A 17,608-nucleotide genomic window follows, 5' to 3' on the forward strand; every position below is an offset into this window, starting at 1 on the left:
GCGGTTCATCTGTATTTAAATGAAATCCTCAATGGTGCTAAGCTCCCCAACAAGCATTTTCACGGCTCTCCCGGGGCTGTGAAAATATGCTTTTTGCTTGCCGTTTAACCGCTTGCATCGTTTCCTGAAACATTCATCTTGAAAGACAAATTTCTTTATGCTATAATAATATTTGGGAAAGAAGTTCTCCCACGGCTATGCCGAAACCGCTTACAAAGCTGATGACTTCTGCTATGAGCAGAAGCATCGGCTTTTTTATTTTTTGGAGGGATGTATTATGAACATTTGGCATGAGATGAATCCGGCGCGGGTTTCCGCCTCGCACTTTGACGCAGTGGTGGAAATACCACGCGGCAGTAAGTCGAAATATGAGCTTGATAAGGAAACGGGATTTTTAAGGCTAGACCGTGTTTTATACACGTCTACACATTATCCCGCCAACTATGGCTTTATTCCCCGAACATTGGCGGAAGACAATGATCCGCTGGATGTTCTCGTTTTGAGCGATGAAACTTTTACGCCTTTGTCGATTATCCCCTGTTACCCCATCGGTGTTATCAGAATGATCGATGGAAATCAACGGGACGAAAAAATCATAGCTGTTGCGCAGGGGGACCCAAACTATAACGGCTATCAATCGATTCAGGATTTGCCGCAGCACATCTTCAACGAGATGTCGCACTTCTTTTCCGTTTACAAACAGCTTGAAGGGAAGCAGAGCATCGTGGAAAGCCTTGGAGACGCGGAGGAAGCCCGTACTGTCATCGAGGCTGCCATAACACTATACAGAAAAACTTTTGATAAGGAGTGAGCGCATGATTTATTCAGCAGAAGTAGAAAATATGTGTCCGGTTGCCCAGGGTGCATATCATGGCCCGGCCCCGATACCCCAAGAGGGCAAATGGGTGCAGGCCAAGGAAATCAAGGACATATCTGGTTTGACGCATGGTGTCGGCTGGTGTGCACCGCAACAGGGTGCCTGTAAACTGACCCTGAATGTTAAGGATGGCATGATTGAAGAAACTTTGATAGAAACAATCGGCTGTACCGGCATGACCCATTCCGCTGCAATGGCCTCTGAGATTCTGCCGGGCAAAACAATTCTGGAGGCCCTAAACACCGATTTGGTTTGTGATGCCATCAACGTTGCTATGCGTGAACTGTTTTTGCAGATTGTTTACGGACGCAGCCAAACAGCTTTTTCAGAGGAAGGATTGCCCATCGGCGCAAGCCTTGAGGACTTGGGAAAAGGAATGAGAAGCCAAATCGGTACAATGTTCAGCACAAAGGCCAAGGGAGCCCGCTATCTTGAGTTGACCGAGGGCTATATTAACCGGATCGCTTTGGATGAAGAGGATGAGATCATCGGGTATGAGTTTATCGGTTTAGGAAAGATGATGGACTTTATTAAAAAAGGCGAAGACGCAAACACTGCGCTGGAAAAGGCAAAGGGCACATATGGCCGCTTCTCTGAAGCCGCAAAATACATTGACCCGCGCCACGAATAAGGAGGGATAGATATGGCATTGTTTGAAAGCTATGAGCGCCGCATCAATAAAATCAACGGCGTATTGAACGAATATGGTATTGCTACCATCGAGGAGGCCAAAGACATCTGTAATCAAGCCGGTGTTTCTCCTTACGACATTGTGAAATCTGTCCAACCGATTGCTTTTGAAAACGCTGGCTGGGCTTATACTGCGGGAGCAGCTATCGCTATTAAAAAGGGTGTCAATTCGGCGGCGGATGCAGCGGAGGCTATCGGCATCGGGCTCCAGAGCTTTTGCATCCCCGGCAGCGTAGCCGATGACCGCAAGGTTGGGATAGGACATGGAAATCTGGGAGCAATGCTGCTGCGTGATGAAACAAAGTGTTTTGCCTTTCTTGCCGGGCACGAAAGTTTTGCAGCCGCCGAAGGTGCTATCGGTATCGTGAAAAATGCAAACAAGGCCCGCAAAGAGCCGCTTCGTGTTATCCTCAACGGGCTTGGTAAAGATGCGGCGCAGATTATTTCCCGCATCAATGGCTTTACTTATGTACAGACGCAATTCGATTATGCCACCGGCAAGATCGATATTTTGCGTGAGCATGCCTATTCAAAGGGGGAACGGGCGCTGGTGCGCTGCTACGGTGCGGACGATGTACGCGAGGGTGTAGCCATTATGCATCTGGAAGGTGTGGACGTATCGATTACCGGCAATTCTACAAACCCCACCCGCTTTCAACACCCCGTAGCCGGAACCTATAAAAAAGAGTGTATCGAGCAGGGTAAGAAATATTTTTCCGTGGCCTCTGGCGGCGGCACGGGCCGCACGCTGCACCCGGACAACATGGCGGCAGGCCCTGCATCTTACGGTATGACCGACACTATGGGGCGCATGCATTCAGACGCGCAGTTTGCAGGTTCCAGTTCCGTTCCGGCACACGTTGAAATGATGGGCTTTCTTGGCATGGGCAACAATCCCATGGTCGGGGCAACCGTCGCCGTGGCAGTAGCCGTTGCAGAAGCGCTAAAGAATGGAACATCTTTGTAAACGGTTGATTGGTTGACACGGGTGGAATGCTTAAAACGGTTTGTCGCTCTCGGTTCGGCTTGTCCAAGATGGTTTATGACCTTGGACAATAAGGAATACAATACGCTGGATTTTTATTGAATTGTGATATTCAAACAGAAAAAGCTGTATTATCTGATAACGCATCAGATAATACAGCTTTTTTGATTTTTGGCTACAGATTGAAAGGATGAAAACAGCAGCCGAGCATTCCGTATGTGAGCAGTCCCATAAATTGTGAATGGGCATGAGCTGTTTTTTACCACATATGAAATCTGAATATCAGAAAGAATTTCGATGCTGGATAATCTCTTCTGTAAGAGCAGGAACCACTTCAAACAGATCGCCCACAATGCAATAATCGGAATATTGAAAAATACTGGCATTGGGATCCGTATTAATGGCCACAATGGTGCCGGAGCCCAACATCCCGGTTAGATGCTGAATGGCTCCTGAGATGCCGCAGGCAATATAAAGTTTTGGGGAAACAATATGGCCGGTTTGCCCCACCTGATGAATGCCGGAGATCCATCCCCGGTCAACAGCAGTGCGGGAAGCCCCCACTGCTCCGCCCAAAGCGGCGGCTAATTCTTTTAGCGGGGCGAACCCATCCGGCCCGCCAACGCCTTTGCCGCCGGATACAATAATATCCGCATTTTCTAAATCGATTCCATCCTCAGTCAGTTTTTGCATCAGCTCCAGTACGCGAACGCGGGCAGAGCCGCTTTGAGTGGGAGTGAAACGGCTGATTGAAGCGGGAAAAGTATTTTCTAAGCGTTGTTTCTTCTTCCATATACCGGGTCGAATTGTCCCGATTTGCGGGCGAAGAACCGGGCAGGTGATGTCACACATGCAGTTTTCACCCGGAATCGGGCGGGTCCAAACCAGGCAGTCAGTCTTCTCATCTAAGACAAAGCCGGAACAGTTGGAAACAAAACCGGTGTTGAGCCGGGCGGCGGATTGAGAAAGCCATTCCTGAACATCATCGCAGGCCGCGGCCAGAATCGCCCAGGGACGTTCCTGTTCTGCCAGATCTGCCAAAGCTTTGGACGGATCAGGGGGATTAAAATCCGCCAACAACAGCCGATCTGCACCATAGGCCCCCGCCGTGTTAGCCGCTTGTTCCGCATCACCGGAAAAAGCCACGGCAGTTAAAGTGGCTTTCAGCGAATCTGCTATGGTTCGGCAAGGATTGAGCAAAGCAAGAGAAGCTTCACTGAATCCTTCGGTTTTTCCCGGTTCCATTAAAACCCAAATCTCTTTTTTCATTTGATCATATCCTCATATCACACCGGCCGTGCTCAAAAGCTGGTATAGTTTTTGAGCAGATGCTTTCCCTTCTTTTTCTCGAATCATCAATCCGCCTGCCTTTTGAGCTTCAAAGCATTTGGTTTGCATCGTCAGAGCGGGAACGGGAAGAATCGGCATTTCGAGGGTGGGAATGATAGCTTGGCTGGCCGTGATACTGCTTTTTACAGTAGGGAGCCTGGGGCTCCAAACCGGCTTGGTAAAGGCGGCAACACAGGGCAGCTCTGCTTCTACGATTCGAATGCCTTGCCATGTTTTCTGTTTGATCCGCAAAGTTTTGTCGGCAGATTCTGCTTCCAGGCTATGGCACACCACGGGCAGATGTAACAACTGGGCCAATTGGGGGGCCACTTGGGCAGACTGGCTGTCAGTGGATTGCTGCCCGCAAAAAATCAGATCGACTGTTCCCAATTTTGCCTCCAGCATTTGAATCGCCTGAGCCAACAGGCGGCTCACCGACAAAGGATCTAAAAAATCCGGATTCGGCACCACAGCAAGAAAAGCCTCGTCAGCGGCAATGGCCAAAGCTTGGCGCAAAGCCTCGTCTTCTTGAGTTCGGCCTAAAGACAAGGCGGTAATGTGTATGTCTGGATTTTTGTCTCGCAGGCGTGCGGCTGCTTCCAGAGCATAGCTGTCAAAAGAGTTAAGGTGAACCGAAGGGGCGTCGGCGGAAGAACTGGAAAATTCCGGCCGCTTTGCGCCCAAATCAGTTACTTGTTTTACACAGACGAGAATATTTAGGGTTCGTCCGTCGTGTCGCATAAGGCAGACTCCTCATCTTCTATCCGACCAATTCGGCACAGAGCCTTCATTAAAATCTCTTTTTCTTCCGGTGTGAAGTCTTGCAAAATTTCAATATTTAGTTCTTCTACTGTTTTCAGCACGTTGTCTTTGATGGCTTGTGCCTCTGGCAAAGCTACCACCTGAATGCTTCGGCGATTATTGGGATCCACCACCCGGTCAATAAGTCCCCGGCGCTGCATTCGATCCAGAACACCGGAAACCGTAGAGTTTTCTAACCGAAGATAGCGGGCAATTTCTTTGGGGGTGGTCGGGCCGTTTTCCCACAAACAGTTCAGAACTCCATACTGTCCCGGCGTAATCCCATAAGGAGACAGGCGGGTAAAAAAGTTTTGAAATACTTCGTGCTGCGATATGGTCAATAAATAATTAATACAGTTGCTAAACTTCATGGTAACTACATGTCCTCCTGTTTTCAGGCGGTTTCTCTAAAAATACCACATCGGAACATGTCCGAAAAGGATTCAAAGTCCGCTCAAAATAAAAAACAAAGCTGTCCAAAAAGACGGTTTCATTGAAACCAGTATACCGTTTTACAGGCACTATTTCAACTTGTTTTGTCATAATATTCCGGAATCCAAAAAAATAGTAAGAAAGGGAGAAAAACGGTTTTTTAGACAGCTAAAAAACAATATTTCCGGCATTTTTCAATGCCGGAAATAAAAGACGATGATAACAGGAGATACCGAAATGGAAATATGGACAGTTCTGATGTTAGCGGAAAATCTGGCCGCTGATCACCAAACGCTGAATCTCGTTGGTACCTTCATAAATCTGAGTGATTTTTGCGTCGCGCATCATGCGCTCCACTTCATATTCACGCATATAGCCGTTACCGCCCAGCATCTGAACTGCTTCGGTGGTAACTTCCATGGCAACATCGGTGGCGGTCATTTTTGCCATCGCAGCATCCACAGAGAAGCGTCCGCCTTCATCGTGAACCAAAGCAGCCCGATAAACCAGCAGTCTTGCGGCTTCAATTTTGGTGTAAAGCTCCGCCATCTTAAAGGCCAAATACTGTTGTTTGTTCAGGCTCTTGCCAAACTGCTCGCGCTCCATCATGTATTTGCGTGCGATTTCAAAAGCGCCTTCGGCAATTCCCAAACCTTGAGCTGCGACACCAATACGTCCGCAATCCAGAGTTTTCATGGCCAGTTTAAAGCCTTCGCCGGGTTGTGCCAGCATATATTCGGCCGGTACACGGACATTGTCCAGCACAATATCAGAAACCTGTGCAGAGCGAATGCCCATCTTGTTTTCAATATGTCCAATAGAAACACCGGGGGTGCTGCGCGGTACTGCAAAACAGGTCATGCTTTTGGTTCCGATTGAGGGATCGGTCAAGCAGTAAATAACATAGTAGTCAGCCAGCGGGCCGTTGGTGTTAAAGCATTTGGCGCCGTTAATAATGTAGCTGTCGCCGTCTTTTGTGGCGATGGTTGTTTGCCCCGCGGCATCAGAGCCTGCGCTGTGTTCGGTCAGGCCGAACCCGCCTAAGTGCTTCCCGGAAAGAACCGGCTCCATAAACTTTTTCTTAATGTTTTCCGGTGCGGAGGAATTAAAAATGGTGCCGCAATAGAGCGAGGTGGCTACCGAGAAGGAAATACCCAAAGAAGCGTCTATCTTAGAAATTTCTTCCACAGCAAGGGCATATTCCAAATAGCCCATGCCCTGGCCGCCAAGTGCTTCGGGATAGGGCAAGCCAATGAATCCCAAACTGCCCATTTTATTGAACAGGCTTACATCGTATGTCGATGTTTCATCCCGTTCAATCGCACCCGGTTTTACATTTTTCTCTGCAAATTCTCGGGCAAGAGTTTGAATGCGCTTTTGTTGATCGTTAAGTGTAAGGTTCATAATCTTACTTCCTTTCTATCCTTTCTGGATCGACCAAATAGTTCCTCATGCAAATACTTCGGGATAAGAACTGTTTACACTGCAAACTTAACATAAATATTGCCCGGTGTCAATGGATTTTTTGAAAAATCAAACAAAATCAAAATTGAAAAACTTGAAATTTTGTGGCTGCTATGGTTTCAATGGCAGTCACAAATTTTTTAAATTCAATCTGTGCTTGTGTTTTCAGCGACAGACTTCGTGTTTTTCTTGATTTTTATTTGCATTACGAAATATTCTACATAAAAATTGTTCTTGACACAAGTAAATAAATAAGCCATAATAAATCCGAAAGAGAAATGTGTTGTGCATATCATCTACAATTATTTTTTATTTAAGGAGGTTTTTGTTGTGAGTAACCTGAGTTTGGAAATCGAAAAGGGGATTGCGTTGTTAACCATTAATCGTCCAAAGGCACTGAATGCACTTAACAGTGAGACTTTGGGTGAGTTAAACGCTTGCTTGGCTGAAATCGAAAAACGTGAAGATGTCAGAGTTGTGATTCTCACAGGTTCTGGTGAGAAGTCTTTTGTTGCCGGTGCCGATATTTCTGAAATGGTTAACGCGACGCCCTTAGAGGGAAGTGCTATGGGGCTTTTGGCAAAAGAAGCATTCAGCCGTTTGGAAGAAATGCCCCAGGTTACCATTGCTGCTGTGAACGGCTATGCTTTGGGCGGAGGCTGCGAAATCGCAATGGCTTGTGACATTCGCATTGCTGCCGAAAACGCCAAGTTTGCCCAACCTGAATGCGGACTGGGTATTTTGCCCGGCTTTGGCGGCACTCAGCGTCTTGCTCGTTTGGTGGGAAAAGGCCGCGCCAAAGAACTTATTTTTACATGCGATATGATTGATGCGCAGGAAGCTTATCGCATTGGCCTTGCCAATAAGGTAGTTCCTCAGGCTGAGCTGATGGATTACTGCAAAGCAATGGCCGGCCGCATCCTAAATAATGCTCCTTTGGGAATCTCCCTAGCAAAACAGGCAATCAACACCGGCTATGATACCGATTTAAACAGCGGACTGAAACTCGAAGCCAATCTTTTTGGTTTGTCTTTCTCCACCGCTGATAAAAAGGAAGGCATGACCGCATTTTTGGAAAAAAGAAAAGAAAAACACTTTATCGGAAAATAAACAGCAAACACACATAGCAACTTGACAAGTAAATATTGGGACATTCCGAAACAACTGGTTTCGGAATGTCTGTTTCTTATCGGAGTATGAACAGGGAGGGAACATATCATGAAGCCTATTATCACTGCGGCTTGTGCCGCCGGCTGGGTACAGGATGGGGACACGATTACCACCAGCGGCTTTGTTGCCAGCGTCATGCCTGAAGCGTTGACCCGTGCTCTGGAAAAAAGATTTTTAGAGACCGGTTCACCCAAAAATCTTACTCTTTTTTATGCTGCCGCTCAAGGAAACCGAGACGGAAGCGGAGCCGACCACTTTGCCCATGAGGGAATGATAAAGCGGGTGATTGGCGGGCACTGGAACATGGTGCCGCGGCTGGGGGAAATGGTTTTGGCAAACAAAATCGAAGGGTATAACTTCCCGCAGGGCACTCTGTCTCAGTTATACCGCGATATTGCCGGCCACCGCATTGGCACCATTACCCATGTGGGACTCAATACTTTTGTGGATCCCCGCCTGGAGGGCGGAAAGCTAAATGACAAAACCAAAGAAGACTTGGTTCAGGTGGTAGAAATTTTAGGGCAAGAAAAGCTTCTGTACAAGGCCATGCCGCTGCAAATTGGGTTTATCCGCGGAACCTATGCGGATGAAAACGGTAACGTAACAATGGATCATGAAGTGGCAACCATTGAGGCCACTTCAATTGCACAGGCCGTTCACAACAGCGGCGGTAAAGTGATTGTTCAGGTGAAACGAGTCATAGAAAATGGAACTTTAGACCCTAAGATGGTTAAGATCCCTGGAATTTATGTGGATGCTCTTGTAGTTTCTGAGGATCCCACCGATCACGAACAGTGCGTGGGCTGCGATTACGACGGTTCCATGTGTGGCGAATACCGGGTGCCTTTGAACAGCCTGAATTACCCTTCTATGAGCGCCAAGAAAATCATTGGCCGCCGGGCCGCAATGGAGCTGGTTCCCAACTCTGTGGTGAATTTGGGGATCGGTATTCCGGAATATATTTCTATGGTGGCAAGTGAAGAAGGAATCGGCGACTATATGACTTTGACTGTAGAATCGGGCCCTGTAGGCGGCATACCGCAGGGAGGGGCCAGGTTTGGCGGCTCCGTAAACCCCGAAGCAATTTTAGATCAGCCCTATCAGTTCGATTTTTATGATGGGGGAGGCGTGGATTGTGCTTTTCTGGGGTTGGCGCAAGCAGACCGCTGCGGCAATATCAATGTTTCAAAATTTGGCCCCCGAATTGCCGGCTGCGGTGGTTTTATCAACATTACTCAAAATGCTAAAAAGGTATTTTTCTGCGGCACCTTCACCGCTGATGGGCTGAAAACCCATGTGGAAAACGGCAAGCTGATTATCGATCAGGAAGGCCGGTCAAAGAAATTTATCGATCAGGTAGAACAAATTACTTTTTCTGGAACATACGCACAGCGGGTGAATCAGCCCGTTATGTACATTACGGAACGCGCTGTGTTTGAACTTCGCTCGGATGGCGTTTATCTGACAGAGGTTGCCCCTGGAATTGATCTGCATACCCAAATCATTGACCTAATGGGCTTTGAGCCCAAAATAGACCATAGATTAATGGATACCCGTATTTTTTCAGACAGTCTTATGGGGTTGAAATAACCTTTGTTTAAGGCCGCCATCTTCCATTTTTCAGCCCCGCGGCCTTTTTCCCTTTTGGTCGTTTCAGCTCTCGCAAAAATCTGCCTGAAAGAGAATTTGCGAGGAGGGTGAATATGTTCTTAAAATTCATTTTAGCGTTGATGCCGATTTTGTGGCTTGTGGTTTCTTTATGTTACATAAAAATGCCTGCTTATAAGGCTTGCCCTGTTGCTTTGCTTATTGCGATTGTGTTGGCGCTTTTGTATTGGAAAACGCCGGGAATGGAAGTGTTTACTGCCGGACTTGAGGGCGCTGTTATGGCTCTTTGGCCCATTGCTCTTGTGATTATTGCCGCTATTTTTACTTATAATTTGACGGTGAAAACCGGGGCGATGAACAAAATTCAAAACATGCTGACGTCGGTTTCAAATGACAAGCGGGTTTTGGTGCTGATTATTGCTTGGGCTTTTGGCGGATTTATGGAAGGCATGGCCGGTTTTGGCACCGCAGTTGCCATCCCTGCCAGCATTCTGTGCGGCTTGGGGTTTAACCCCATTTTTGCAACGGTTATCTGTTTAATTTCAAATGCTACTCCCACCGCGTTTGGCTCCATCGGAATTCCCACTGTTACCATCGCCTCGGTTACGGGATTCGACCCCATTTCTGTGGCCACAACTGTTTCTTTGCAGCTGTTTTTGATGGTGATTTTTACCCCGATGTTGTTGGTGACGATTGCGGGCGGCGGGTTGAAAAGCCTGAAAAGCAGCTGGCATATCGCACTGGTTTCCGGTCTTGGTTTTGCGGTGGTTCAACTAATAACCTCTCGTTTTATCGGGGCGGAATTACCGGCGGTGACCGGTTCTGTAGCCAGCATGCTGCTGACCATTTTAGCGGCAAAAATTTTCTGTAAGAATACACCGGAAGAATATAAGATTGCTCCCCAAAGTGATTCAGAGCTTTCGGCTCAAGAGCATATTGGCTTTCGGGAAGCGGCCGTCGCCTGGTCTCCGTTTCTCTTAATCTTTGTCTTTCTGATTACCGTTTCCAAGCTGGTGCCGCCCATCTATAATCTGTTGGCTTCGGTAAAAACCAGCGTGGTAATTTATTCCGGCGAAGGAGCTGCCCCTTACACATTCTCTTGGCTGACGACACCCGGTGTGTTGATTCTAATTGCCGCAGTGCTTGGCGGTTTGCTGCAAAAAGCCAGTGTGTCTGAAATGCTTGAGGTGATGGGGCAGACCCTAAAGCAGATGCTGAAAACCATCATTACTTTGGTAACCATTTTGGCAGCGGCAAAAATTATGGGTTATAGCGGCATGACCCGTGACATTGCAGCCTTTTTGGTGGCGGTTACCGGCACAGCGTATCCGTTTTTTGCACCTCTTATCGGTTCGATTGGAACCTTTGTCACCGGAAGTGCTACTTCTTCCAGTGTGCTGTTCGGCAAATTGCAGGCAGAGGCTGCCAGCGTCATTGGGATTGAGGAAATCTGGCTGGTCGCAGCCAATATTATGGGTGCTACTGCCGGAAAGATTATTTCTCCCCAAAATATCTCTGTTGCGCTTGCTGCTACCGGAAACAGCGGCAAGGAAAGCGAGATTCTTCGTATTACCTTAAAATATTATGTGCTTTACATTGTTCTGTTTGGGCTCATTGCTTATTTTGGACGCGGGTTACTGATGTTCCTATAAGTAAAAAAGCACGGTAATTGGGCCGGCGCCTTTGTTCATTCAGACTTGATTTTATAAAAACAAGCTGGGAATTTGCTCCCGATGAAATCATAGCAGTAGGAAAGGAATGTAACGTATGAACCAATTTAGCAAAGTCACCCCTGAGTTAATCGAACAGTTCAGGCAAATCGCTCCAGGGCGTGTTTCCGTGAACGGAGATATCAACGATGACTTTACCCACGACGAAATGCCCATTTACGGAAAGGCTGCTCCGGAAGTGGTCATTGAAGCAACAACGACCGAAGAAGTGGCAGCCGTTATGAAGCTGTGTTTTGAAAACAGTATTCCCGTCACTCCCCGGGGCGCCGGAACCGGCCTGGCCGGCGGTTCGGTTCCCATCTGCGGCGGCGTGGTGCTCTCCACCACCAAGATGAATCAAATTTTGGGCTATGACAAAGAAAACCTGAATGTGCGCGTACAGTCGGGTGTGCTGCTCAATGATTTGGCCGAAGATGTCGCAAAGCAAGGGCTGCTTTATCCGCCGGATCCGGGTGAGAAGTTTGCCACGTTGGGCGGCAATGTGGCAACCAATGCCGGGGGAATGCGCGCAGTTAAATACGGAACCACCCGTGATTATGTTCGCGCTATGACCGTAGTTTTGCCCACCGGTGAAATTGTTCATCTGGGCGCCAGTGTATCGAAGAGCAGCAGCGGTTACAGTTTGCTGCACCTGATGATCGGTTCCGAAGGAACACTGGGGATCATTACCGAGCTGACCCTGAAACTGATTCCTCAGCCCAAAGAGGTGGTCAGCCTGATTGTTCTGTTTGAGAATCTGGAAGAATGCATTGCTGCCGTTCCCAAAATGATGCTGGCACATTTGCAGCCCCAGGCTTTGGAATTTATGGAGCGGGAAATCGTGATTTCGTCTGAAGAGTATTTGGGCAAAAGCGTGTTCCCACAAGAGTTTGAGGGCAGTCAGGTCAACGCTTACCTGTTGATTACCTTTGACGGGGAAAATGCAGACCAGCTGGATGAAATCATTGAAAAAGCGTCAGAGGTAGTTTTGGAAGCCGGAGCACTGGATGTGCTGGTAGCAGATACCCCCGCCTTGAAAAAAGACGCATGGGCTGCCCGCAGCTCATTTTTGGAAGCCATTGAGTCCCAGACTGATTTGCTGGATGAATGCGATGTGGTTGTTCCGACCAGCAAAATTGCCGAGTATTTGACCTATATCAAATCCATTACCCCAGATTATAACTTCCAGGTGAAAAGCTTTGGCCATGCCGGTGACGGCAACCTTCATATTTACACTTGCTCAAATGATATGAAGATAGAGGAATTTAAGGCACAGGTAGCCGACTTTATGAATAAAGCATATGCCAAGGCGACCGAATTTGGCGGACTTATTTCTGGTGAACACGGAATTGGTCACGGAAAGCAAGCTTATTTGGAAGAAATGGCCGGCCCGGTTAACATGAGGCTGATGAAACAGATGAAGACTGTTTTTGATCCCAAAAATATTTTAAACCCGGGCAAGGTTTGTTACAGACTGTAATCCAAACAAAAGAAAAGAGTGGAGGAGTCAATTATGGCATACATCATTTCAGATGAAGGAAGAGAATTACTGGACGCAGTTAAGGAATTCTGCGACAACGAAGTGAAAGAACAATGTAAGGAATTTGATAAAAGCGGCGAATGGCCCAAAGAAATGTATGACAAAGCCATTGAAATGCAGCTGCACATGCTTGAGGTACCGGAAGAATACGGCGGCATCGGATTGGACCGTGTGTCGGTGGCTGCTTTAATCGAACAGATGGCCATTGCTGACGCAGGCTTTGCTACCACTATCTCTGCCAGCGGATTGGGAATGAAACCGGTTTTGATCGGCGGAACCGAAGAACAGAAAAAACGTGCCTGTCAGTTGATTGTAGACGGCGGTTTTGCCGCATTCTGCCTGACAGAGCCCGGCGCCGGATCTGACGCATCTGCCGGAAAAACCACAGCCGTTCGTGACGGTGACAGCTACATTTTAAACGGACGCAAATGCTTTATCACCAACGGCGCTGTTTCTTCGTTTTATTGTGTTACCGCAATGACCGATAAATCTGCCGGCACTAAGGGAATCTCTATGTTCCTGGTTGAGAAAGATACGCCCGGTCTTTCCACCGGACATGAAGAAGACAAAATGGGAATCCGTACCTCAAACACTTGCGACGTTGTTTTGGAAGATTGCCGCATCCCCGCATCCAACTTAATTGGTGCCGAAGGCAAGGGCTTTTCCATCGCTATGAAAACGCTGGATCAGGCTCGCGCGTGGATGGGCTGCATTGCCACCGGTATTGCACAGCGCGGTATGGAAGAAGCCATTGCATATGGAAAAGAGCGTATTCAGTTCGGCAAACCGGTTTTGAAAAACCAGGCGCTGCAATTTAAAATTGCCGATATGGCCATCAAGATTGAAACTGCCCGCCAGATGGTGGCCCACGCCCTTATCCTGATGGATTTGAACCAGCCCTACAGCAAAGAATCGGCAATTGCAAAATGTTATGCCTCTGATATTGCGATGGAGGTGGCTTCGGAAGCTATTCAAGTGTTTGGCGGCTATGGTTACAGCCGTGAATATCCGGTGGAGAAACTGCTGCGGGATGCAAAAATCTTCCAGATCTTTGAAGGAACCAATGAAATTCAGCGTATAGTGGTTGCCAACAATACAATCGGACGCATTTGATTGTGTTTGGCAAACCCACTGATTCTAATTTGTGCAAGGAGAAGCAAAACTCATGGAAATTTTGGTATGTATCAAACAAGTGCCGGACGATTCTGCGGAAATCCGCCTGGCTCCCGACGGAACCCCAAAACTGGATGGAGTAGCTCAGGTGGTCAATGCCTTTGATACTTATGCCCTTGAAATGGCCACCCGTCTAAAAGAAGCGGTGGGCGGTGAAATCACCGTGGTCAGCATCGGAAAAGAAAGTGCCCGGGATGCGCTGAAAAACTGTCTGGCAGTTGGTGCGTCGCATGCTTATCTTTTAACCGATCCCGCATTTGAAGGTTCTGACAGTCTGGGAAAAGCCAGAATTATAGCCGGTGCAAAAGCAAAGCTGGAAGAAACATCCGGAAAACCGTTCGATGTGATTTTCTGCGGGCTTGAGGCCACTGACAAAGCAACCGGACAGACCGGTGTGCAGCTTGCCGAAATGCTTTGTCTGCCTTTGATTACCAACCTGACGGATATTTCTTATGCAGATGGCGTTGTGACTGCCAAGCAGGAAACAGATTTTGGCTACAACCTGATTGATGCTGCCGCACCTTGCGTTGTGACGGTGAACACCCCGGCCTATACTCCACGCTATCCCACCATCAAAAGCAAGCTGGCCGCCAAAAAAATGCCGATTGATCCTCTTTCTTTGGAAGAGATTGCTCTGGCAAAAGACAGTGTTGGCGCAGAGGCTGCCCGTACCCGTACGGTGCGCTTTGTGGAACCAGCCCAAAAGGTAGCCGGTATCAAAATTCAGGAAGAGACCTGTGAGGATTCTGCCCGAAAGGCAGTTGCCATGATGGTCGAAGCAAAAGCACTATAAGGGAGTTCTGTGACATGGAATATAATCAAACCAAAACTGTATTGGCATATGTAGAAACAGCCGGGGGAAAACCGGTAAACGTTGGGCTGGAGCTGTTAAGTCCGGCCAAAGCCATTGCTGGGCAGCTGGGCGGAACCGTAACCGCCGTGCTCATTGGCAGCGGACTGGATGCCGCAGCACAGCGGGTCGCGGTATCTGGCGCAGATCGGGTAATTGCAGTCGACAGCCCGGAATATTCTTCTTTTGCGATGGATGAATACACCTTCGTGCTTCAGCAGCTGCTGCAAGAAGAACAGCCTGCCGTTTTTCTGGCGGGAAATACGCCGCAGGGCAAAAGTCTGGCTCCGCGCCTTGCGGCCCGGTTTAACAGCGGCTGCATTTCAGATGCGGTTACCGTTCACACCGAATCCGGCAGTCTTACCTGGGTAACCCCCCGGTTTGGCGGTACGGTGCTGGCGGAAGAGTGCATAGAAAATTCCCCGCTGCAAATTTGCACCATCCGCACCGGTGCGTTTCAAAAGCAGGAACCGGCTCAGAATGCCTGTTCGATTGAAACGAAAAAGATATCCGTTCCCAAAGAATCCGTAAAAACACAGATTCGTCAGGCCGTTCAGGAATTAAGCGAAGCGGTGAATCTGGAGGATGCCGAGGTCATTGTCGCCGGGGGACGCGGCATGGGCAATGCCGAAAACTTTAAGCTGGTGGAAGAACTGGCTGAGTTGTTGGGCGGTGTGGTCGGTGCGACCCGCCCGGCAATTGAAGAAGGGTGGATCTCCAGAGCACACCAGGTGGGGCAGTCCGGCAAGATTGTTGCGCCCCGGCTTTATATTGCCTGCGGTGTTTCGGGAGCCACACAGCATGTTTCGGGCATGACTGGCTCGGATTTTGTAGTTGCCATTAATAAGGACGAAGATGCCGCCATTTTTGATGTGGCCAATGTGGGCATCATTGGGGATGCGGTCAAGGTGATTCCTGCTATGATGGAAGAAATCCGTAAAATCAAAGCCGAAGGCTAATTGTTTTGCAAATACCGTTTGTTGTTCATAAATCGCTCCATTCTCCATAATTAAAACAGGCACGGGAAGCAAATATAGTTTGCTTCCCGTGCCTGTTTTAGTTAATGTTTTTTTTCGAAAAAATCAAAATTTCATGCGCTTTGTTAAGTTAAGAGCAGAAAATTCATTGGAATTCAAGAAATTCAAGGTGTTTTAATACAAAAATACCTTTTGCAATCAGGCGAATTTTTAAACACTTCTGACAAGTAAAATACGAAACTGTTCCCAGAAATATCTTAAAAACTAGCCAAACTGAGATTGGATTGTCCACAGAAAAGGCAGAACCGCACCTTGTGTTTTTCTGGTTTTGTCAAAGCACTTTTGCGGAAGGTACCCCAAGGCCCTGTTCTAATCTGTTTTGGATTACAGCGTCAGCATGCGGTACAACATGCCGCCATAGCGATGTTCCAGCTCTGCCAAATCTTTTTGATCATAAATTTTACAGATGGGGTTGCTTTGCAAAGCTTTTAGATAATGGCCGGAGGCCTGAATCAAAGATTCATGCAGCACAGTATAAAAAAGTGGGCCTTTTCCGGTCTGATAGGCCGTTGGATTTTTTAAAAAAAGCTTTTTGGGGTTCATGTATACTGAAAAATTAGCACAAAAATCAGCAGGAAGAGAATCATCATCCAAAACAATGAAGCGGATTCCCGGATTATTTTGGACTTGCTCTTTCACATGATTGATATGTTCCAGCCGTTCAGAGGGGGACATTTGATAGGGAATATCGGCAAACAATAATTCACCGGATTCCAGATAACGTAGGACAGAGGATTTTAACAGAATAAAATCGATGTGACTTTTTTGAAAAACTTCCTCCCAGGTAATAAAAAGCCTGCGAATGATTTTAGAAAGTGAGTTGTTTGGCTGGTCTTGCGGCGTAGCCTGCAGCAGGCTTTCACAGGCACACTCTGGAAGAAGAAATTCAAATCCATAGGGACAGAAAAACTGATACTGATCCCGGCTGTAAAAATCAGTTCGATATCCGTCGCGGTTCATATCTTCTGACTGAGCAGGCGCAAGCAGCAATGGACACTCTTTTAAGCGAATTTTCGCCGTTTCACACAAATATGTAGCATTGGGGCCAACCTCTAATACCAAAAGGGCGTCCAGTTCATTTCGTTTATTCAGGGATGCCATAAGCGCCCCGCCGCCTTGCGCCGCCAAAATTCCTTCCCGTTCCAGCCCGGTTCCGTCATACAAGGTGACAAACAAGGTGGGGTAGCGGTTTAAAAAATCATAAAGGGCGCGCAAGTTGCCCTGTGGATCCCGCTGGAATCGTTCCATATTCAGTGCGGTGTGAAAATGGAGTTCCCCTTCTGCGGTCAGCTGATCCAACACAGAGAAATCCCGGCTTTCCAATAAGGTAAGCAGGTCTATGGTACAGAACACCTCGCCGCCTGTTGCCAATCGCTGGGTAGCCAGGTTCCTAAGACATCGCAGTATCTCGTGGCGCTGGGTCAAAAGGTCTAATTTCGAAGATGAGGCAGGTGTCTTGGGGCGGACAGAAGACTCGTATGCTTTTGACAGAAGGGTACAGAGATGCTGTTCCACAGTAAGTCCGGAAACATCGGTGGGGAAAGCGGCGAAAAAGTCGCTTTCGCGTTTATCCTGCCGAATACTGGTTGAAAAATAGCGAACCAAAGCTTTGTTCACTACACTGGCTGTTTTCGGTGCAGGAAGAAGATCCTTATTGCACCACTTGCTTACATAAGAGACGTCATACCCAACTTCATCGGCAACTGCGTACAGTTTACTTCCCGTAAAATCAATGAATTGTCGAAGCAGTGTTCCATAGGTGGTCATTGTCATACCTCCCAATTTAATCCTTGATAAGCATACCATAAATATGCAACATTTTCAAATAGTGAACGAGATAGACTTTATTTGAATCAAAAAATTCCAATTTCAATGCAATATCATTCCAAAAAGGTCTATTGCATTTCATTTCTTCTCACAGAAATTGATGCTACAATATACAC

At 47.6% G+C, this 17,608-nt stretch carries 15 protein-coding genes and 1 riboswitch; of the genes, 10 read left to right on the forward strand and 5 right to left on the reverse strand.

The window, feature by feature from the left end; all coding sequences use genetic code 11:
• Nucleotides 1–165 precede the first annotated feature (165 nt).
• Nucleotides 166–238: riboswitch (Fluoride riboswitch) on the forward strand.
• Nucleotides 239–277: 39 nt separating this feature from the next.
• From C1A02_RS11740 to C1A02_RS11750, 3 genes are read left to right on the forward strand one after another with little or no spacing between them, the layout of a single operon-like run.
• Nucleotides 278–811, forward strand: a complete 534-nt coding sequence (locus C1A02_RS11740; protein WP_101698424.1) for an inorganic diphosphatase — start codon at nucleotides 278–280, stop codon at nucleotides 809–811.
• A gap of 4 nt (nucleotides 812–815) precedes the next feature.
• On the forward strand, nucleotides 816–1,508 hold the full coding sequence (locus C1A02_RS11745; RefSeq protein ID WP_101698425.1) for an iron-sulfur cluster assembly scaffold protein: 693 nt from the start codon (nucleotides 816–818) through the stop codon (nucleotides 1,506–1,508).
• A gap of 12 nt (nucleotides 1,509–1,520) precedes the next feature.
• Nucleotides 1,521–2,534 (forward strand): GGGtGRT protein, encoded by a 1,014-nt coding sequence (locus C1A02_RS11750; RefSeq protein ID WP_101698426.1) that lies wholly within the window; start codon nucleotides 1,521–1,523, stop codon nucleotides 2,532–2,534.
• A 300-nt stretch (nucleotides 2,535–2,834) separates the two neighbouring features.
• Here C1A02_RS11750 and C1A02_RS13875 read toward each other — a convergent pair whose 3' ends face one another.
• The 4 genes from C1A02_RS13875 to C1A02_RS11770 all read right to left on the reverse strand — a co-directional run bounded on the left by C1A02_RS13875 (nucleotide 2,835) and on the right by C1A02_RS11770 (nucleotide 6,518).
• Nucleotides 2,835–3,821, reverse strand: coding sequence for an electron transfer flavoprotein subunit alpha/FixB family protein (locus C1A02_RS13875; RefSeq protein ID WP_101698427.1), 987 nt, complete (start codon nucleotides 3,819–3,821; stop codon nucleotides 2,835–2,837).
• A 12-nt stretch (nucleotides 3,822–3,833) separates the two neighbouring features.
• Nucleotides 3,834–4,622 (reverse strand): electron transfer flavoprotein subunit beta/FixA family protein, encoded by a 789-nt coding sequence (locus tag C1A02_RS11760; RefSeq protein WP_101698428.1) that lies wholly within the window; start codon nucleotides 4,620–4,622, stop codon nucleotides 3,834–3,836.
• The gene (locus C1A02_RS11765) at nucleotides 4,598–5,053 is read right to left on the reverse strand and encodes a MarR family winged helix-turn-helix transcriptional regulator (RefSeq protein WP_101698429.1); all 456 of its coding nucleotides are present in this window, start codon (nucleotides 5,051–5,053) and stop codon (nucleotides 4,598–4,600) included. Before C1A02_RS11765 ends, C1A02_RS11760 begins: the two co-directional genes overlap by 25 nt.
• 322 nt (nucleotides 5,054–5,375) lie before the next feature.
• On the reverse strand, nucleotides 5,376–6,518 hold the full coding sequence (locus C1A02_RS11770) for an acyl-CoA dehydrogenase family protein (protein ID WP_101698430.1): 1,143 nt from the start codon (nucleotides 6,516–6,518) through the stop codon (nucleotides 5,376–5,378).
• 390 nt (nucleotides 6,519–6,908) lie between these two features.
• Here C1A02_RS11770 and C1A02_RS11775 point away from each other — a divergent pair, with 390 nt between their 5' ends.
• From C1A02_RS11775 to C1A02_RS11805, 7 genes are all read left to right on the forward strand, one after another.
• Nucleotides 6,909–7,688, forward strand: coding sequence for an enoyl-CoA hydratase-related protein (locus tag C1A02_RS11775; protein WP_101698431.1), 780 nt, complete (start codon nucleotides 6,909–6,911; stop codon nucleotides 7,686–7,688).
• A gap of 108 nt (nucleotides 7,689–7,796) precedes the next feature.
• Nucleotides 7,797–9,338 (forward strand): acyl CoA:acetate/3-ketoacid CoA transferase, encoded by a 1,542-nt coding sequence (locus tag C1A02_RS11780; RefSeq protein ID WP_101698432.1) that lies wholly within the window; start codon nucleotides 7,797–7,799, stop codon nucleotides 9,336–9,338.
• 113 nt (nucleotides 9,339–9,451) lie between these two features.
• Nucleotides 9,452–11,008 carry an L-lactate permease gene (locus C1A02_RS11785; RefSeq protein ID WP_101698433.1) on the forward strand — a complete coding sequence of 519 codons (1,557 nt, stop codon included), beginning with the start codon at nucleotides 9,452–9,454 and terminating at the stop codon, nucleotides 11,006–11,008.
• A gap of 115 nt (nucleotides 11,009–11,123) precedes the next feature.
• On the forward strand, nucleotides 11,124–12,545 hold the full coding sequence (locus tag C1A02_RS11790; RefSeq protein ID WP_101698434.1) for a D-lactate dehydrogenase: 1,422 nt from the start codon (nucleotides 11,124–11,126) through the stop codon (nucleotides 12,543–12,545).
• Between the two features lie 33 nt (nucleotides 12,546–12,578).
• Nucleotides 12,579–13,718 carry an acyl-CoA dehydrogenase family protein gene (locus tag C1A02_RS11795; RefSeq protein ID WP_101698435.1) on the forward strand — a complete coding sequence of 380 codons (1,140 nt, stop codon included), beginning with the start codon at nucleotides 12,579–12,581 and terminating at the stop codon, nucleotides 13,716–13,718.
• Nucleotides 13,719–13,770: 52 nt separating this feature from the next.
• Nucleotides 13,771–14,571 (forward strand): electron transfer flavoprotein subunit beta/FixA family protein, encoded by an 801-nt coding sequence (locus C1A02_RS11800; RefSeq protein ID WP_101698436.1) that lies wholly within the window; start codon nucleotides 13,771–13,773, stop codon nucleotides 14,569–14,571.
• A gap of 14 nt (nucleotides 14,572–14,585) precedes the next feature.
• Nucleotides 14,586–15,587 (forward strand): electron transfer flavoprotein subunit alpha/FixB family protein, encoded by a 1,002-nt coding sequence (locus C1A02_RS11805; protein WP_101698437.1) that lies wholly within the window; start codon nucleotides 14,586–14,588, stop codon nucleotides 15,585–15,587.
• Nucleotides 15,588–15,989: 402 nt separating this feature from the next.
• On the opposite strand, the gene C1A02_RS11810 is transcribed toward C1A02_RS11805, so the two are convergent.
• Nucleotides 15,990–17,432: a hypothetical protein gene (locus C1A02_RS11810; protein WP_101698438.1), complete on the reverse strand. Its 1,443-nt coding sequence runs from the start codon at nucleotides 17,430–17,432 to the stop codon at nucleotides 15,990–15,992.
• Between the last annotated feature and the right edge of the window lie 176 nt (nucleotides 17,433–17,608).

Origin of the sequence: Clostridium minihomine (assembly GCF_900240385.1) — a bacterium.
Classification (GTDB): domain Bacteria; phylum Bacillota; class Clostridia; order Oscillospirales; family Acutalibacteraceae; genus Faecalispora; species Faecalispora minihomine.

Excerpts from the sequence above, each read along its gene's own strand:
- C1A02_RS11740 (WP_101698424.1), top strand. The coding sequence starts at position 278 with ATGAACATTTGGCATGAGATGAATCCGGCGCGGGTTTCCGCCTCGCAC.
- C1A02_RS11745 (WP_101698425.1), top strand. The coding sequence starts at position 816 with ATGATTTATTCAGCAGAAGTAGAAAATATGTGTCCGGTTGCCCAGGGT.
- C1A02_RS11750 (WP_101698426.1), top strand. The coding sequence starts at position 1,521 with ATGGCATTGTTTGAAAGCTATGAGCGCCGCATCAATAAAATCAACGGC.
- C1A02_RS13875 (WP_101698427.1), bottom strand. The coding sequence starts at position 3,821 with ATGAAAAAAGAGATTTGGGTTTTAATGGAACCGGGAAAAACCGAAGGA.
- C1A02_RS11760 (WP_101698428.1), bottom strand. The coding sequence starts at position 4,622 with ATGCGACACGACGGACGAACCCTAAATATTCTCGTCTGTGTAAAACAA.
- C1A02_RS11765 (WP_101698429.1), bottom strand. The coding sequence starts at position 5,053 with ATGAAGTTTAGCAACTGTATTAATTATTTATTGACCATATCGCAGCAC.
- C1A02_RS11770 (WP_101698430.1), bottom strand. The coding sequence starts at position 6,518 with ATGAACCTTACACTTAACGATCAACAAAAGCGCATTCAAACTCTTGCC.
- C1A02_RS11780 (WP_101698432.1), top strand. The coding sequence starts at position 7,797 with ATGAAGCCTATTATCACTGCGGCTTGTGCCGCCGGCTGGGTACAGGAT.
- C1A02_RS11785 (WP_101698433.1), top strand. The coding sequence starts at position 9,452 with ATGTTCTTAAAATTCATTTTAGCGTTGATGCCGATTTTGTGGCTTGTG.
- C1A02_RS11790 (WP_101698434.1), top strand. The coding sequence starts at position 11,124 with ATGAACCAATTTAGCAAAGTCACCCCTGAGTTAATCGAACAGTTCAGG.
- C1A02_RS11795 (WP_101698435.1), top strand. The coding sequence starts at position 12,579 with ATGGCATACATCATTTCAGATGAAGGAAGAGAATTACTGGACGCAGTT.
- C1A02_RS11800 (WP_101698436.1), top strand. The coding sequence starts at position 13,771 with ATGGAAATTTTGGTATGTATCAAACAAGTGCCGGACGATTCTGCGGAA.
- C1A02_RS11805 (WP_101698437.1), top strand. The coding sequence starts at position 14,586 with ATGGAATATAATCAAACCAAAACTGTATTGGCATATGTAGAAACAGCC.
- C1A02_RS11810 (WP_101698438.1), bottom strand. The coding sequence starts at position 17,432 with ATGACCACCTATGGAACACTGCTTCGACAATTCATTGATTTTACGGGA.